The 16,705-nt window shown below is 51.9% G+C and carries 14 protein-coding genes; 2 read left to right on the top strand and 12 right to left on the bottom strand.

Annotated features, from left to right (window positions below; all coding sequences use genetic code 11):
- Positions 1 to 811: 811 nt before the first annotated feature.
- The 4 genes from AC2TDN_RS13370 to AC2TDN_RS13355 all read right to left on the bottom strand — a co-directional run bounded on the left by AC2TDN_RS13370 (position 812) and on the right by AC2TDN_RS13355 (position 5,275).
- Positions 812 to 1,660 (bottom strand): sulfurtransferase, encoded by an 849-nt coding sequence (locus tag AC2TDN_RS13370; protein ID WP_484688331.1) that lies wholly within the window; start codon positions 1,658 to 1,660, stop codon positions 812 to 814.
- A 128-nt stretch (positions 1,661 to 1,788) separates the two neighbouring features.
- A complete protein-coding gene (locus AC2TDN_RS13365) occupies positions 1,789 to 2,655 on the bottom strand; it encodes an alpha/beta hydrolase family protein (protein ID WP_484688330.1) in 867 nt (288 codons plus the stop codon).
- Between the two features lie 254 nt (positions 2,656 to 2,909).
- Entirely contained in the window at positions 2,910 to 3,719 is an 810-nt protein-coding gene (locus AC2TDN_RS13360) for a polysaccharide lyase family protein (RefSeq protein WP_482067752.1), read from the bottom strand.
- 317 nt (positions 3,720 to 4,036) lie between these two features.
- Complete coding sequence (locus AC2TDN_RS13355) at positions 4,037 to 5,275, bottom strand: molybdopterin-dependent oxidoreductase (protein ID WP_484688329.1); 1,239 nt, start codon at positions 5,273 to 5,275, stop codon at positions 4,037 to 4,039.
- A 747-nt stretch (positions 5,276 to 6,022) separates the two neighbouring features.
- Here AC2TDN_RS13355 and AC2TDN_RS13350 point away from each other — a divergent pair.
- A complete protein-coding gene (locus AC2TDN_RS13350) occupies positions 6,023 to 6,406 on the top strand; it encodes a RidA family protein (protein WP_484688328.1) in 384 nt (127 codons plus the stop codon).
- A 101-nt stretch (positions 6,407 to 6,507) separates the two neighbouring features.
- On the opposite strand, the gene map is transcribed toward AC2TDN_RS13350, so the two are convergent.
- Positions 6,508 to 7,260: a type I methionyl aminopeptidase gene (gene map / locus AC2TDN_RS13345; RefSeq protein ID WP_484688327.1), complete on the bottom strand. Its 753-nt coding sequence runs from the start codon at positions 7,258 to 7,260 to the stop codon at positions 6,508 to 6,510.
- A gap of 453 nt (positions 7,261 to 7,713) precedes the next feature.
- Here map and AC2TDN_RS13340 point away from each other — a divergent pair, with 453 nt between their 5' ends.
- Positions 7,714 to 8,082 carry a DUF3221 domain-containing protein gene (locus AC2TDN_RS13340; protein ID WP_484688326.1) on the top strand — a complete coding sequence of 123 codons (369 nt, stop codon included), beginning with the start codon at positions 7,714 to 7,716 and terminating at the stop codon, positions 8,080 to 8,082.
- Positions 8,083 to 8,167: 85 nt separating this feature from the next.
- On the opposite strand, the gene AC2TDN_RS13335 is transcribed toward AC2TDN_RS13340, so the two are convergent.
- From AC2TDN_RS13335 to AC2TDN_RS13305, 7 genes are all read right to left on the bottom strand, one after another.
- Positions 8,168 to 8,356, bottom strand: a complete 189-nt coding sequence (locus tag AC2TDN_RS13335; RefSeq protein WP_053372930.1) for a hypothetical protein — start codon at positions 8,354 to 8,356, stop codon at positions 8,168 to 8,170.
- Positions 8,357 to 8,538: 182 nt separating this feature from the next.
- On the bottom strand, positions 8,539 to 8,760 hold the full coding sequence (locus AC2TDN_RS13330) for a hypothetical protein (protein ID WP_482067746.1): 222 nt from the start codon (positions 8,758 to 8,760) through the stop codon (positions 8,539 to 8,541).
- Positions 8,761 to 8,898: 138 nt separating this feature from the next.
- Positions 8,899 to 9,327, bottom strand: a complete 429-nt coding sequence (locus tag AC2TDN_RS13325; protein ID WP_484688325.1) for a PaaI family thioesterase — start codon at positions 9,325 to 9,327, stop codon at positions 8,899 to 8,901.
- Between the two features lie 5 nt (positions 9,328 to 9,332).
- On the bottom strand, positions 9,333 to 11,108 hold the full coding sequence (locus tag AC2TDN_RS13320) for a long-chain-fatty-acid--CoA ligase (protein ID WP_484688324.1): 1,776 nt from the start codon (positions 11,106 to 11,108) through the stop codon (positions 9,333 to 9,335).
- A 15-nt stretch (positions 11,109 to 11,123) separates the two neighbouring features.
- Positions 11,124 to 12,914 carry an acyl-CoA dehydrogenase family protein gene (locus AC2TDN_RS13315; protein ID WP_484688323.1) on the bottom strand — a complete coding sequence of 597 codons (1,791 nt, stop codon included), beginning with the start codon at positions 12,912 to 12,914 and terminating at the stop codon, positions 11,124 to 11,126.
- Positions 12,915 to 13,003: 89 nt separating this feature from the next.
- Positions 13,004 to 14,218, bottom strand: coding sequence for an acetyl-CoA C-acyltransferase (locus tag AC2TDN_RS13310; protein WP_484688322.1), 1,215 nt, complete (start codon positions 14,216 to 14,218; stop codon positions 13,004 to 13,006).
- A 22-nt stretch (positions 14,219 to 14,240) separates the two neighbouring features.
- On the bottom strand, positions 14,241 to 16,682 hold the full coding sequence (locus AC2TDN_RS13305) for a 3-hydroxyacyl-CoA dehydrogenase/enoyl-CoA hydratase family protein (protein WP_484688321.1): 2,442 nt from the start codon (positions 16,680 to 16,682) through the stop codon (positions 14,241 to 14,243).
- Positions 16,683 to 16,705 lie beyond the last annotated feature (23 nt).

Raw genomic sequence — 16,705 nt, 5'->3', positions numbered from 1 at the left:
GAAACCACAAAGGTTTAAAGCGAATCTACATCGATTTTGACATAGAGGTACGCCGTTTTGCAAGCCTTATTTCAGCATACTGGCCTAAGAATCTCTCCATGACCATGTGGCCGGTTTATTCAAGCATAGATTCTCACAATTACCGGTTAATCTCATGAACTGCATAAGTCATGTGGATATTATTTCAACCAATAAATTAACATTATCATGTCATTAGGCCCATGAACAGGGTGAATGTATTACGACCGGCCTGCATGAAAAATAGTAGTATTATTCTTTATGGATACTTAATTGAACTTGTTGATTTCTCAACATAAAAAGTAAACCAACATACCAAAATACCGCTTGAAGCTACAGGTAAATGTAGATTACCAAAGTTAAGAATGAGCCCCAAGCTTACTGATTAAATGCAACACAAGACAGTAACAAAACAGAATTGAAGTCTGAAATATACTCTGAATTAGACAACAACGTTGATTCAGCGTTGATTCCAGCTGTCGTTTCCAAAACATGTTGATTCAGCTTTTACTCTCTAGAGTTTACAGCAGCACCAGTACTCGCAAAAAGGGCTGGAGTCACTCGCAAGAGGAGGGCAACCGGCCTTCTTTGTGTATATGCAGCAGCAAGGATGTCCGTAAGCGGGGGGTGTAGAGCATACGAGAGCACGCTCGACTCGGAGATTTTTGTAAGTATCTTCAGAGAGCGATTGTTGACTCCTTGTTGACTTCGAGCATAAAAAATACACCACCAATGGCTTGCGACCCACATGGTGATGTATTCAAAATGTACATAATGCTACGTCTCTCGGCTCTTATTCTTCCCCAGTAGCAACCGGGTTCTCAGGTCGGGAACTCCAATCACTCCAACTCCCCGCATAAAGCTTCACATTGCGGAAGCCCGCTTCCTGCAAAGCAAAAACATTCGGCGTAGCCGTCACGCCAGAGCCACAGTAGACGATGATCTCGTCGTCCTTGGACAATCCTGCGAAGCGCTCGCCTTGCTCCTCGGGCGACTTCCACGTGCCGTCGGCGCGTTTGCCTTCGTTCCAGAAGCGGTTGATCGCTCCTGGAATATGTCCCGCCGCCGGATCGAGCGGCTCCACCTCGCCGCGATAGCGAGGCGCTTCCCTTGAATCGATCAGCACCGTGCCGGCTCTGCCGATTCGCGCCTTCACATCCTCCTGACTCACCAATAGCTCGTCCCGTACATTAGGCGTAAATGTCACTACCTCGACTTGCTCAGGAACTTCCATGCTGACCGGATGTCCTGCCGCTTGCCAGCCTGCGAATCCGCCCTCAAGCAGATAAACTTGTCCATCATGCCCTAGCCATTGCAGCAGCCAGCGCAAACGGGATGCCATGGCACCGCCTTGATCATCATAGGCGATTACCGTTGTATCATTGCCGATCCCAATTCTTCCAAGTACAGCAGCTAATGCCTGCGGTTCTGGCAACGGATGGCGGCCGCCCTCTCCATTCGGACGCTTTGGTCCAGAGAGATCATGACTTAAACTTACATAATAAGCTCCTGGAATATGCGCTTCCGCATACGCCCTCGCACCCGCTTCCGTATCGTTTAACGCGTACCTCGCATCCACGATAACCGTACCTTCCACGCCCAACTGTTCAAGCACCCAATCCGCTTTTTTGTAAAAAGTCACTCCGACCAGCTCCTCTACCATTTATTTATCATCATCATTTACCCGCATTATAAATCACTTACCTGCTTTTCATTATCAATCACTTACCAGCACTTCGTTTCCCACTATCAATCACTTACCTGCATTTCCTAATCTTCAATTACCGCTCCCCGCTTCAACAGTGGAGCAAAAAAAGCCCCCGTCAGCGCAATCGCCCGCTCCAAATCATCGGTTGTCCCAGCAAAAGGATGCACCGTACCGAATGTATGATTAGCATCCTCCAGCGCCGCAAAGCGATGGTGGGGAGCCGCATTTTGCAGCTTGCGATAACCTTCAAGCAGCCGCTCCGAATCCTGTTTGCCTTGAATGAACAGCACAGGCGTGCGAAGCGCAGCCGCTTTAGCCGTAATATCGAGCCGCTCCTTGTTGCGGTCCAGATCCTCAAAGAATGCAGCGCCAATCGGCATCTGCTGCTTTGTTCTCGCATTTTCAACATAACCTACACCGTCCTGCAGCACCTGCTCGCGGAACGCGGCTCCGAACAGGTTGACATCGGCGATCCCGTTCCAGGTCACGACGCCGCGTATTTCGGGATGCTCTGCCGCGAACAGCACGCTGTTCCCGCCGCCTCGGCTATGGCCAACGACAAAAATCTGCTCGTTGTCCAGCCGCTCCGCCAGCGGAAGCCCGCCTTCCAGCACAGCCGACAGTACGGCTGACAGATCCTCTTGCTCCTGTGAGTAGGTGTTCTGCCCGAACTTATCCAGCTCGTCAAAATCATGCTCATTCACGCCGTTATGCGAGAAATTAAACGTAACGACCGCAAAATCCTGCCTCGCGAAGCGCTCGGAAGCATACGGGAAGAATGCCCAATCCTTGAAGCCCTTAAAACCGTGCGCAAATAGGAGGACAGGCCTCTGCCCTCCCTCCTCTTTCACTCTTATATCGCCTCGAACATACACGCCCGGGTTCAGCTCCAACGTAAACGTCTGATGCAAAATGCTCGCCTTGCTCATTAGCAGCACCTTCCCATCACTATTTTTTGATAAAATATGGCCATCTGGCTCTGACTGTATCGTTGCTACAATCATCATATCATTAAAGCATAGTGTGGAGGTAGGATTAACATTCAACTTTCACAAGACTCGGCGAGTTCGAGCGCATCAGCAGCCACAAAATGTCCGACGATCACATCGTTCTTGGATAACGATCAGCGGACATAAAATGAAAACCGTCAAAGGGCAATGAACCCCTTGACGGTTTCTTCTTGTTATTCTGTAATTTGAAAGTCTGCAAACTGGATTTTTGCTTCCTGAATGCCGGTAAACAATTTGCGGTAAATGCCCCATTTCGGACGATTAATAGTGGCCCCGGATCTCCAGTTGTCCTTCGTTCCACTGTATGACATCAAGGTCGTTCCGTCCAGCTTTTTGAGTGTCATATTGATCGAGCCGCTTTCGCTATGCTTCAATGTAACTGTGGCTTCAACCCATTGACCGTCGATATTGGAGAACGCCGTTTGCGCCAACGTTTGTACCTGAGAAGCATCGGATCCGATCGGGCTATGCTTGAATTTCAAGTTGCCGCCATCGACCGAGAACGTCAGAATCGGATAACCATCGTCCCCATCTACTGCCTTTACTTGGAAAATATGATGGAAGTTGCCTGAAGGAGACTGCGGATAAGGGCTCATCGGACGGAACTTCCACTTATACGTAGTCGTTTGGTCCTTTGAAGCCGTTGCATTGCTAGGCGACCCTTTGTACGCTTTAACCTCGACGCGCTGTCTGTCCGTATTCGATCCGTCGAGTGCAGCTGTGTCCGAAGCGTCTCCCACCCTGAATTGAAATACATTGTTACCCGCGATGTACGATGAGGTCGTTTCGCTGATATGGTAGGAATCCGTCGGACCGTCAACGGGATCGCTGCCCAAATATTGCTGAAAGATTTGCAGCGGCGTCAAGCCGGTGTTAGCGCCATCGGAATTGATGGTAACTGTCGCTGCGTACGCGGTGGTTGCTACTGCGACGATAGATGCGATTGTAATTCCTGCGATGAATGATTTCATCTTCCTGTTCATAAATATAACCTCCAATGTTTTAGTGTTCTTGATCATGCATGCTTAATGCTTTTACAAGATATGAAATTTAAAATTAAAGCGCTTTCACCTCCTTGTGCCTATCATATTGGAAAATAAATCTAATTTGGATGTGATATTTTACGAATAACCTGTATTTTTTTAGCATTAGTAACGACCGCAAAATCCTGCCTCGCGAATCGCTCGGAAGCATACGGGAAGAATGCCCAATCCATGAAGCCCTAAAAACTTGCACAAAAAGGAGGACAGTCCTCTGCCCTCCCTCCTCCTTCACTCTTATATCGACTTTCACAAGACATCTACACCCAAGCGTCATTCGCGTAACCGCGAGCCTCCCAATACCCGACATGCTCGCCTTCTATCAATTCGATGCGATTTAGCCATTTCACCGACTTGTACGCGTACATTTTCGGAACGATAAGACGGACAGGTCCGCCCAGATCGCTCGGGATCGGCTTGCCGTCATGCATAACCGCAACCATCACATCGTCCATGTCGGCTTGCTCGAGCGTTAAAGTATCGGTATACACGCCATCGCCCGAATACAGCTTTACCGTTTGCGCGCTGGACTTCACGCCCGCCATCTTCAGCAGCTGCTTGAGCGGAATGCCCTCCCACGTGTTTTTGTACACGGACCAGCCGGTCACGCAGTGAAAATCGCTAACCTGTACCGTTCGCTTCAGCGCCACAAACTGCTTCCAATCCCATTTGAACGATTTTTCGACCAGCCCATCTATCGTGAACGACCAATCCGCATTCGTAAAAGAAGGGACCGGCGTCACCGTGTAAACGCGGAATTGTCCAATGGCTCCTCCGCCAAGCGGCGGCGCTGATGCAGGCAGCGGCTCGGGTGCCGGAAGCAGCATATTAGCATCCTTTTCGATCAGATTTTCAATCGTCTGGCCCCCGCGAACATCTAATAGCGAGGTACCCAGCCATTTTAGAAAGGAAGGTCCAACCGTAACAGCAAGGCCAACGCCAATAGCTCCGCGAATAAACGCCTTGCGCGTATAAACAGGCTGAGGCGAGCCGGCAGGTTGAATCCTATCCGCTTCCCGTTCATCTTTGATGGTGCGGCGATTCGGTTCCTTCAACCACTTAACCCGGGTGATGGAGTGATAAATGATATACGGAAGGCCGATCCATGTCAGCAACTCATGCACGACTAGCGCAACGTTTGATACACTCGGACCCACCGCTTTGAACTGCCATAACAGAACGCCAGACCCGAACCAGCCGAGCAATAAACCAAGCACCACAAGCACATTAAATCGCTGCCACGGCTTTTGCTTCAGCTGCTTCCAATGCTTGCCCGCAAGCAGCAGGTAATAGATAACCGGCATAATCGATGCAATCCCGACGACAATATGCGCCCACTTGATCCATACCCGGCCCTCTCCGAGAATGCCCCGCCAGAAGCCGCCTATCAATATAAGTCCGGTCAACGCTAAAATAACGACAATCCAGCCGTTCCAAGCATGAAGCGAAACGAGTTTTTTTCCATAGCCCTTGCGAAGCCGATCCAATTGTCCGCTCATTGCTATGCCTTCCCCCTCATCGGAAACAGTGAAGCTCCGCCATATATTTTCTTCCTCCATTATAACGCCGTTAGGACGCAGATACGACGCCATGAAAGCTTTCTATTTGTAAAAAAGTACAATAGTTATCCGAATGACATTATTGCCGTCAATAATGCCGCTATCTTTCAAAATCCGAATCAACCGGGTTTTGATCAAGCAACGGTAACCACTCCCCTAAACTGGGTAGATCATCCTGCACCAGGAACCTATAATTATTCGTTTACCATTGTTGGGTTCGCTTCTGCCGGATTTATAGAAGCTTCAGTAGATAGTCGAGGATTTACAGCAATGATCATTTCAATAAATGGGTAACAAAAAAAGCTAAAAAACCGCCACTGAGCGTTTTTTTAGCTTTTTTCCATCCTATATGGCAACGCTTATTTATGTGTACAAGTCCATTCTATATAGCCAGCAGCGAGCGGTAATATTCTGCATGTCTACAAATACACTATTAGGCGGGGAAATCGGCCAGAAGCATATTCTGCTGAAACGATCGATATAGATGCTGCTGTGTTATTATGCTTCTTAATCGTTAAGATGATACCAATGAGCTGGAAGGATTCCATGCACAGCCTCTTTCCAACTACAGGCTGGTGAAGGATCCGTCACTACACCGTTAGGGGAATGGCTGCTTAATTGACGCTCCGCATAGTATGCGCTTAAAATCAAAGGAATATTTAATACCAACAGACAGGAGTAGATATTTTGAGCAGAAAGCAAGTCTTTACAGGCTCGCCTTGGGAGCCTCTCGTCGGCTATTGCCGTGCCATCCGCATTGGCAATCGAATTGAAGTGGCAGGAACTACTGCTATGAAGGATGGTGAGGTTGTCGGGATCGGGAATCCCTACGAGCAGACGAAATACATTTTGCAAACGATTGAGAAAGCGCTGAATGAGCTGGAGGCTGAGATGTCCCATGTCGTACGGACAAGAATGTTCGTGACTGACATCTCCCAGTGGGAAGAAATCGGCAAGGCTCATGGCGAGTTTTTCAAACATATTCAGCCTGTTGCGACGATGGTGGAGGTAAAAGCGCTAATAGACCCGCTCTTGCTTGTTGAAATAGAAGTTGAAGCCATCATTGATTAATAACGTTTGCCTCATTCATTAAAAAGGCCGTGCAGGTGCAGGCTCGATACCCTGCGCTCGCTCGGCTTTTTGAGCTTGCATCGCAAATTAACTTCTCCTCATCAATCCCAGCGTGTCAATACAATCGGGCCTTCCTTTGTAATCGCTACCGTATGTTCAAATTGTGCCGCCCACGCCCCGTCCCTCGTCCGGGCCGTCCAGCCGTCCTGCGTAATGTATACGTCCGCCCTGCCAGCAGTAACGATCGGCTCTATCGTAATAACCATGCCTTCCTCGAGCTCAATTCCCTGACCAGGTATGCCTTGATGCATGACCTCAGGATATTCATGCATGCTTCTGCCGATGCCATGACCGACGAACGATGTGACGACCTCAAAGCCAGCCCTCTCCGCTCTTGTCTGCACCGCATAGCCTATATCGCCTAGCCGATTACCGAGCTTAGCCTGCTTAATGCCGTCAAGCAGCGCTTGCTCGGCTGCAAGAAGCAGTTTTTCCGTTGCCGCATTCGTCTTGCCAATCGCATAAGTCCATGCGGAATCCGCTTTCCAGCCATTCAAGTCAGCCACCATGTCAATGGTGACGATATCGCCTGTTTCAAGCGGCTCCGAATCGGGAAAGCCATGGCAGACAACCTCATTAACGGAAGCACTCGTGGCAAACGGGTATCCCTTGTAGCCCTTCTGAGCTGGCGTTGCTCCGCGATCAAGCATGAACCGTTCAACAAAGCGATCAATTTCCTGCGTCGTGACTCCCGGCGCTATCCTCTTCGAGAGTGCCTTGTGACAGGCAGCAACAATACGCCCAGCCTTGCGAATGCCTCGAATATGTTCCTTCGTTTTCAAATCCACTGCCATGTGTGTACTAACCTCCTTAAGTTTTTGCGAAGCAAAAACACTTCGTAAGCATAGACCTGGTTTTGCGTAGCAAAATCCACTTCGTAAGCATAGACCTAGTTTTGAGGCAGCAAAATCCACTTCGTAAGCGTAGACCTAGGTTTTGCCGAGCAAAATCCGCTTCACAGGTGTAACCGCAGTACGATAACAAGTAGATTTGTCTATGTATAACTTATTCGGGAAAAAGGATACACATGCCGATCATATATGGCGAAATTAAGTTTGAGGGGGTTAAAAGCGAATAAAAAAGGAGGCAGCTGCACCGATAATTCCTAAAGCATGGTTTTTTGTAAAACGTTTACATATGTCAAATGACCAGCTATACCGCAACATTACATGATTTAACAACGTAAATAATTTGATCAACATTTTCAAGCTAATTCGATTGATCGGATAATGAAGGGAGGAACGATAATGAAACGAAGGTTTGCTCTTGTGTTTTTACTAATTTCTTTAATAGCAGTAATCATCGCTTATAGCACAAAATCGGAAATGGGAGATTTTATCATTGAAAAAAGAATCAACGGCAATAACATTGCTACCATAACGGTCGTCCATCACCTTTCTGAAGAAGAAGCTAAAACAAAATCCCTCTCCTATTTTCTGAATAATGAAGATAAAGATGACATAATGGTTTATCACGTTAACGATATCAATCTGTATAATGACTTGAATGTCGGCGAAAGGGTAACGGTCACGACAATGGGATATATCATGCTATCCTATCCGCCGCAAGCTGTAGCCGATGAAATCATTAGACATGACCAAGAAGGTAACCAATAGCACTGCCGTAAGCAGCCCTGATAAACAAAAAAGGCTTTGCATGCTGCTGGAAGGCAGCTTACAAAGCCGTATTTTACATGATGAGTTAGCTGACCGAGGAGTTCATTCTGCCTAATTCATTTTCCACCAATGTCGTTAATTCATCCTCGTAGCCACCGGTAATCCGGTACTTGCGAATGTACTCCTTAACAAATTTACGCGGGTCCTTGGGTTGAAAAATTCTCGTGAGTTCCTTCAGGCTTTCCTTGACTTCATTCTGGCTATGCTTCGCCATGAAATCTCCTCCCCTTTACGTTGGATGGTCGTCCTAAACAGCATTATACGAGACCGCATGCGGTAAATACACCGCAAGAACCCCCCATTCGGTGCAGGTAACTCCATGGCCAATGAGTCACAATGTTCGCATTTTTCTTACTATTATAACATTTTGATTTCGAATATGAAAGTTAACAATTATTAATCTGGTCGCGAGGCATGTTCAGTTTTGGTATCCTTATTATTCCCGCTATCCATTAGTTTTACTGGATTGTTGCTGTTGGGAGGCGAGATATCGACGGACTCCTGGGACGTTGAAGAGAGCCTGTCTTTACGAAACATTCTTAAATATGCGATGACGCCAATAATGGCAACAATAATTCCGAAGGCAAGCACCAATGTTGTAACCCAGCCCTGCACCATATCCTCGCCTCCCTTCTAATTCCTTTATCGGTAAGAAAACGGTCAACTATTAATCATTTTTAAAGCCTTAATACTTTCCATATATTTGGTATTATAGCGAATCGGAAGCGGGCAAGCAAATTGCCCGCTTCCGCCACCTTAAATAATTCGATATGTTCCCATTCCAAGGCCAAGCAGCTTGCCTCCGTCGTCTTTAACATGCGCTTGCAGCGTCAGCGTTCGTTTGGTACGATGCACCATCTCTGCCTCGCACACAACTACGCCGCCTTTGCTGCTTGCAAGAAACTGTGTGTTTAAATTCGCTGTAACCGTTCGCTCTTCCGGCACAGCCAGCATAACCACGAGCCCCATTGCATTATCCAGCAGCGACATTAGTACGCCGCCGTGAACGATGCCAAGCAAATTCAAATGCCGCTCCGAAGCATCCAAGCAGATGGTTGCCTTATTGCCATTTGCCTGCACAACCTCGCACCCGAGCACTCCCCAGAACGTCGCTTGCGCGCGCTCCGCAAGCCTTGTCAGGTGACCTGCTTGATCCGCTTGCTGAATAAACCAATCCTCATCCATGCCATTCACTCTCCCTTGTCCTCGGCAGACTGCTTCTCCGCTTCCTCCTCCTGCAGCTTCCGGCGAAGCACCTTTCCGATCATCGTTTTTGGAAGCGTTTCCCGAAAGGAATAGTGATGCGGCACTTTGTAAGACGCCAACCGCTCTCTGCACCAGCGATCCAGCTGATAGCTCGAAACCTGCCAGCCTTCCTTAAACACAATAAATGCTTTCACCGTCTCGCCCCGGTATTTATCCTTCACGCCGATAACCGCTGCTTCACGAACAGCCGGATGCTCGAACAGCACCTCCTCTACCTCGCGCGGATAAATGTTGAACCCGCCTGCAATGATCACATCCTTAATCCGATCCATTACGGTAAAGAAACCATCTTCATCCATCGTTCCGAGATCGCCTGTATGCAGCCAGCCATCCCGCAGCACCTGATCGGTTTCCACAGGTTTTCTCCAGTAGCCCTGCATAACCTGCGGGCCGCGTACAACAAGCTCGCCAAGCTCGCCTATCCCTAGTCTTTCACCGGTTTCCGGGTCGATAACTGCTGCATCGGTATCGGGGAGAGGTATGCCAATCGTGCCGATTTTGCGATGCCCCCATATCGGATTGGCATGCGTTACCGGAGAGGCCTCCGAGAGGCCGTAGCCTTCAATAAGCCTGCCGCCGGTCATCGCCTCGAACTGCTCCTGCACCTCAAGCGGCAAAGCCGCCGATCCGCTTATACATACATTAATAGAGGAAAGATCCGTTTTTGCAGCTGCCTTATGATTGATAAGCGCAACATACATCGTAGGCGCCCCCGGAAAAATCGTCGGCTTCTGCTGATTGATCGTTTGCAGCACCGTCTCTACTTCAAAACGAGGAAGCAGAATAAGCGTGCCTGCGCGCAGCACCGACATATTCATTAATACGGTTAATCCAAATACGTGAAACAAAGGCAGCGCCGCAAGAAAACGTTCCTTCCCATCCACCGCCTTATAGCACCAAGCCGAGATTTGCATCGTATTGGCAATGAGGTTGCCATGCGACAGCATCACGCCCTTTGGCGTGCCAGTTGTGCCGCCCGTATATTGCAGCACAGCTAGCTCGGCGCTCTTGGCAGGCGCTGGCAGCAGCGAAGACGGCTGCTTTGCGGACAGCAGCTTCTTATACGCGACTACGCCATAGCTGCCATATGGAATGTCCGCACGAAAGCCCTCTTTGCGCTGCTTCAGGGGATAGAGCAGATTTTTCGGAAACGGAAGTCCATCCTTGATTGACGTAATGATGGCATGCCTAAGCTTAGGCAGCGGACCCTCCTCAGGAAGCTTGCCGCGTACCCGCGACAAGCGTTGATAGAGCAGATCAACCGTAATGATGGCGACGGCTCCGCTATCAGCCAGCTGATGCTCCAGCTCGCGCTCAACGTAGAGCGGATTCGTCTGTACGACGATGCCGCCTGCGAGAAGCACGCCATAATAGGCTATAACGGCCTGCGGACAATTCGGAAGCATAATCGCAACGCGGTCTCCTTTGGCTATGCCAAACGAAAGGAGACCGTAGGCCAGGCTGACAGCATCATCATGCAGCTGCTTGTAGGTCACGGCTTTGCCGAGGAAATAAACCGCCGTATGGTTCGGATGGCTTTTGACCGCATTCAATAAAAATTGGACGATGCTCTGATCGGGATAGCTCTGCGAAGGAGAAACCTCCTTCGGGTAATGGTGCAGCCATGGACGCGTGTGCTTTTCAACTTCGGCAGGCGGTTGTTCGGGCAAAGACGGGTCTTCCGGTCTGAGCGAATCCATTCATGCTCTCCCCCTTCACACGACATAATGCTCACTGCGAATGACGCGAGCGGCAATCGATCGCTTCAAAGCTACCGTATCCGATAGCGGCGCGCGCATAAGCTTCTTCAGAATCGAAAGCTGCATTTGCAGCCCGTCTCCCTGCTCCAGAGCGGCAAGCGCAAGCTTCGCCAGCGACTCCACCTTCTCCATGGACTCCTGCACGAAGACCGTCGTCATCGCAATAACATTTTCCGTTTTCTCAGAAACGACGCCCCCGCTTTGCTTCCAAATCTTTTGGGAACGCAGCAGCGCGCTTTCCATAGCAAATATGTTGATCATTAAATCGGCAAGCGAGCAAAGCACCTCCTGCTCCTGCTCAAGCCGCAGGCCCAGCTTCTGAACAGCAAGCCCACCTATGGCGAGAAACGTCTTTTTCGCCTGCGCGACGCGGTACGCTTCCTTGCTAAGCGGCTTCTCAAACGACGGAAGCGGCATCGGCTGCACCAGCTCGGCTTGCTGTGCACGCGCCTTGCGCAGCAGCGGCAGCTCGCCCTTCAAAGCCTTCTTCATCAGCGTGCCGGGAATGAGCATCCGGTTAATTTCGTTCGTCCCTTCAAAAATCCGATTGATCCGCGAATCCCGATAAATCCGCTCTACCTTATACTCGCGAATGTAGCCGTAGCCGCCGTGAATTTGCACCCCTTCATCCGCAACAAAATCGAGTGCTTCGGATGCAAACACTTTGACGATCGAGCATTCTATCGCATACTCCCCGATTGCCTTTGCAACCTTCATGCCATCGTCTGCCCCTTCGCCGCTGAGCTCCGTTGTCTTCAGCATCGCATCGATCCAGCCGGCAGTCCGGTAAACCATGCTCTCCATCACGTACGTGCGAATGTTCATGTCGGCCAGCTTGGCGCCAATGAGCGGATACGCGGAGATCGCCCTCCCGAATTGCTTGCGCGTATTGGCATAAGCCGATGCCAGCTCGATCGTCTCTTTGGATGAGCCAAGGCAGGCTGCCCCAAGCTTGAACCGTCCGATGTTCAAAATGTTAAAGGCGATATGATGCCCTTTGCCAATCTCCCCTAGCACGTTTTCTACGGGAACCGGCACGTCTTCAAAAAATAATGGACGTGTTGACGAGCCCTTGATGCCCATCTTATGCTCCTCTGGCCCGATACTGAACCCCTGCATTCCCTTCTCGACGATAAAAGCGGTAAAATGCTCCCCGTCTACCTTCGCATATACGATAAACAAATCGGCAAAGCCGGCGTTCGTTATATACAGCTTGGAGCCGTTCAGTACATAATGCTTGCCATCATGAGACAGCCTCGCAGTAGTCTTGGCCCCTAAAGCATCTGAGCCAGAAGCCGGCTCGGTTAAGCAATAAGCCGCAATGCGTTCTCCCGCTGCAAGCGCGGGAAGGTAAGCCTCCTTTTGCACCTTCGTGCCGAAAAACACGATAGGCAGCGTGCCGATGCCCGTGTGAGCACCTACCGAGAGCGCAAACGATGAAGCTCGCGCTAACGTTTCCGCCAGCAGCGTCGTGCTCACCTTATCTAGACCTAAACCGCCGTAAGCCTCCGGCACATCGGCGCCCAGCAAACCCAGATCGCCGGCTTTGCGCATCAGCTCTACGGTCAAGTCGTAGTTCAGCGCCTCCAGATCCGCATCGCGCGGCGTAATTTCAGCCTCCAAAAACTGCTGCGCCGCTTCCCCCATCATCCGCTGCTCATCCGTAAAATCCTCGGGCGTCACAACCGATTCCGGCAAACTGTCCTCCACGACAAACCGACCGCCAAATCGTATCGTCTCCGTCATGCAGCAGGTCTCCCTTCAGTCATATCGTTTATTAAGATCGTAAATAATAATGGGCATTAATCTTTAATAGAATGAGCTGTTCATCCGATTTAGCTGCCGTATACTTCGATCACTCCGGCTGCTCCCATCCCGCCGCCTACGCACATCGTCACGACGCCGATCCCGCCGCCTCTGCGGCCAAGCTCATGTATGAGCGACACCGTCAGCTTTGTTCCCGTACAGCCAAGCGGATGCCCAAGCGCGATCGCCCCGCCGTTTACGTTTACGATCTCAGGATTGATGCCAAGCTCCCTTATGATCGGAACACACTGTGCGGCAAAAGCTTCGTTAAGCTCGAAGAGATCGACCTGATCAAGCGTAATGCCTGCTTTGCGGAGCGCTTTAGGCACCGCTTCGATTGGACCGATGCCCATCACCTCAGGCGCTACGCCAGCTACGCTGTAGCTGCGGAATACGGCGAGCGGGCGCAGGCCCAGCTCCTTCGCGCGAGCCCTGCTCATCACGATAACGGCTGCTGCTCCATCGCTCATTTGCGAGGTATTGCCTGCCGTAACCGTTCCCTCGCGGGCGAACGACGGTTTAAGCGGCGCTAGCGACTGGACGGTCGTCTCCGGCCGCACTCCTTCATCGGTATCGAATTGAATAACCTTCGACCAAGGCCGTCCCGCGTCGTTTACGCCCGAGCGGCTTGTCGTTATCGGTACGATTTCCGCTTGGAAGCGTCCCACTTCAATAGCTGCCGCCGCCTTGCGATGGCTCGAGGATGCGAAGGCATCCTGCGCCTCGCGCGTCACGCCATAGCGGCGGGCAACCTCTTCCGCTGTATGCCCCATGCCCATATACACTTCAGGTCTTGTATCCACGATGGCCGGATGGGGCGAGAGCTTAAAGCCCGTCATCGGCACATGGCTCATGCTCTCGACGCCGCCAGCCGCGATGATATCGGCATCGCCAAGCCGTATGCGCTCCGCTGCATAAGCGATGGCCTGCAGCCCCGATGCGCAAAATCGGTTAATGGTGACGGCTGGCGTCGTAACCGGCAAGCCCGAATAGAGCGAGATAGTGCGAGCCATGTTCAGCCCCTGCTCGCCTTCGGGCATCGCGCAGCCGATAATCACATCCTCAATAAGCTCAGGCGATAAGCCGGGCAGCCTCTCAAGCGCGCCTTGCAGCACCGCTCGGCCTAGATCCTCCGCCCTCGTCTCCGCCAAGCTCCCCTTTGATGCTTTGCCGACCGCCGTCCTCACCGCAGCAACGATAACGGCATCGCGGTCGTGATCCTCAAACGGTGATGAAGCTGACATTTTCGCTCTCCTCCTTTGAAAGTTAGTTGCGCAGCGGTTTGCCCGTCGCCAGCATATGGCTCATGCGATCCTGCGTTTTGCGCTCGCCGCAAAGGCTGAGGAACGCTTCGCATTCCAAATCGAGCAAATACTGCTCGCTCACTTCAGCGCCCGGCTGAATGTCGCCGCCTGCGAGCACAGCGCCAAGCTTGCCGGCAATAAGCGCGTCATGCTCGCTAATGTAGCCGCTTAGCTGCATCGCCTGCACCGCTACCTTCAGCACCGCCTTGCCTTCACGCCCGGCAACGCGAATACGCCCCTCGGCCGGCGGCGAGTAGCCCGCCCGGTCAAGCTCCAGCACCGCCCGCTTCGCTTCGGCGATGCGCGCCTCCTGCCGCATAATGACCGTATCCTGCGGCCGCATCAATCCAAGCCCTCTAACCTCATAGCCGCTAGAGGAGGTTTTGGCCATCGCAATCGTCTCGAACAGCACATTCAAATGCGGCTGCAGGTCTCCGCCCGGCTTGCCGCCATTTGCAATAAGAGCCCGTTCAGCCGCCATCGCAGCCGCTTCCTTGCAGCCCCCGCCCGCAGGAATAAGGCCCACTCCCGTCTCCACGAGTCCAAAGTATGTCTCTGGCGAATACACAATGCGATCGGCAGGCAAGCAGGCTTCTACCCCGCCGCCTAGCGTCATCCGGTGCGGAGCGGCAACGACTGGACGGTCAAGCCGCTTCAGATCAAGCATGCTGCCCTGGAAGAAGCGAATAATATCCTCGACCTCATCCCATTCGCCGTTCTGCGCTTCCATCAACAGAAGCATCAGATTCGCGCCGACGCAAAAATTCCGTCCTTCGTTCGCAAGGACCAGCCCGCGCCAATTTTGCGATACCTCCTTCACGCTTTGCCGAATGGCGGATAAGATGTCTCCCCCAATCGCATTGTTCTGCGAATGAAATTCGAGCAGCACAACGTCATCCCCAATGTCGATCAGGCTTGCGCCGGACGTGGAGAGCACCGTTTTACCGGAAGCCTTTAACGCCGCTAAGGAAATCGAGTCCGCTTCCGCTTCTTCCTGCTTGTATGCGCCGCTCGCCGAATAGACCCGTTCGCTGCCCTCCGCCCTATAAAAGCTTTCATGGCCCGCTTCCAGCCAAGCGCTTACCCATGCCGGAACTTCCTCGCCCTCCTTCTCCATCAGCTTCACCGATTCCCGGAGCCCAATCGCATCCCACAGCTCGAACGGGCCCAGCTCCCAGTTGAAGCCCCAGCGCATCGCGCGGTCGATATCCGAGATGGAATCCGCAATAACACCAACTTGAGCGGCTGAATAGAGAAGCGTTTTTTTGATCGTCGACCATGCGAACTTCGCGTAGCGGTCACGAGGATCGGTGCGAAGCAGCGTTCTCACCTTTGCCGCCGCTCCCTTCGCCGCTTTGGAGGCATCAATGACGGGTGAGCTGACAGCGCGTTTCGGCCCGTACTCGAGCGTATCCAGCTTAAGCGATTCAATCTCGCTGCCGCCTTTGCCCTTCACCTTCTTATAAAAGCCGGCACCCGACTTCTCGCCAAGCCTGCCGGACGCTACAAGCTGCTCCAGCAGCGGCGGCCTTGCAAATACGGCCTGTTCCGCAGGGTCGCTGCTTCTCTCCCGCACATTGTCCACAACATGCAGCAGCGTATCGAGCCCAACCAGATCGAGCATGCGCAGCGTCGCCGTCTTCGGCCTGCCCATTGCAGGACCGGTCAAGGCGTCTGTCTCTTCTACCGTCAGTCCAAAGCGCAGCGTATCCTCAAGCGTGATGAGCATACCGAACGTTCCGATCCGGTTCGCAATGAAGTTTGGCGTATCCTTCGCAATGACGACGCCCTTGCCGAGCCGCTTCTCGCAAACCTCCTTCAGCAGCCCCACGACCTCGGGAGCGGTGTCTGCGGTCGGAACGATCTCGACGAGCTTCATATACCGCGGCGGGTTAAAAAAATGCGTCACGCCAAAATGTCGGCGAAACTCCTCGCTTCGGCCCTCTACCATCGACGCTGCCGACAAGCCCGACGTGTTGGTAGAGACGATGGCTCCCGGCTTGCGAGCCGCTTCAATTGCAGCTAGCACCTCCCGCTTAATATCCAGCCGCTCGACAACCGCTTCAACGATCCAATCCGCCTCGCCAATCGCTTCCAAATGATCGGTTAAATTTCCCGGCGTGATGCGTGAAGACCAAGACGGGTCATAGAGCTGCGCAGGCTGCGCCTTGCCCATTCTGGCAACGGCAGCGCTTGCCAGCCGATTGCGCACCTTGGCATCAGAGAGCGTCAGTCCCTTCCGCTCCTCCTCTTCCGCAAGCTTCTGCGGGATCACATCCAGCAGCGCTACTTCCATGCCCGCATTCGCAAGATGCGCGGCGATGCCGGCACCCATTACGCCGGAGCCGATAACGGCGGCTCTGCGAATGGAGCCGGCGTTTTTTTGCGACGCTTGTAACGTCATAGGCAGCCTCCTTCTTTTTCAAT

The sequence above is a fragment of the Paenibacillus sp. Y660 genome (genome assembly GCF_057221575.1).
The sequence above is the reverse complement of the archived record's forward strand: the minus strand, read 5'-3'. Positions and strand labels throughout refer to the sequence as shown.

Bases quoted from the DNA above. Each gene is read 5' to 3' on its own strand.
- AC2TDN_RS13365 (WP_484688330.1), bottom strand. From the start codon at position 2,655: ATGAGCAAGGCGAGCATTTTGCATCAGACGTTTACGTTGGAGCTGAAC.
- AC2TDN_RS13360 (WP_482067752.1), bottom strand. From the start codon at position 3,719: ATGAACAGGAAGATGAAATCATTCATCGCAGGAATTACAATCGCATCT.
- AC2TDN_RS13355 (WP_484688329.1), bottom strand. From the start codon at position 5,275: ATGAGCGGACAATTGGATCGGCTTCGCAAGGGCTATGGAAAAAAACTC.
- map (WP_484688327.1), bottom strand. From the start codon at position 7,260: ATGGCAGTGGATTTGAAAACGAAGGAACATATTCGAGGCATTCGCAAG.
- AC2TDN_RS13340 (WP_484688326.1), top strand. From the start codon at position 7,714: ATGAAACGAAGGTTTGCTCTTGTGTTTTTACTAATTTCTTTAATAGCA.
- AC2TDN_RS13335 (WP_053372930.1), bottom strand. From the start codon at position 8,356: ATGGCGAAGCATAGCCAGAATGAAGTCAAGGAAAGCCTGAAGGAACTC.
- AC2TDN_RS13330 (WP_482067746.1), bottom strand. From the start codon at position 8,760: ATGGTGCAGGGCTGGGTTACAACATTGGTGCTTGCCTTCGGAATTATT.
- AC2TDN_RS13325 (WP_484688325.1), bottom strand. From the start codon at position 9,327: ATGGATGAGGATTGGTTTATTCAGCAAGCGGATCAAGCAGGTCACCTG.
- AC2TDN_RS13320 (WP_484688324.1), bottom strand. From the start codon at position 11,108: ATGGATTCGCTCAGACCGGAAGACCCGTCTTTGCCCGAACAACCGCCT.
- AC2TDN_RS13315 (WP_484688323.1), bottom strand. From the start codon at position 12,914: ATGACGGAGACGATACGATTTGGCGGTCGGTTTGTCGTGGAGGACAGT.
- AC2TDN_RS13310 (WP_484688322.1), bottom strand. From the start codon at position 14,218: ATGTCAGCTTCATCACCGTTTGAGGATCACGACCGCGATGCCGTTATC.
- AC2TDN_RS13305 (WP_484688321.1), bottom strand. From the start codon at position 16,682: ATGACGTTACAAGCGTCGCAAAAAAACGCCGGCTCCATTCGCAGAGCC.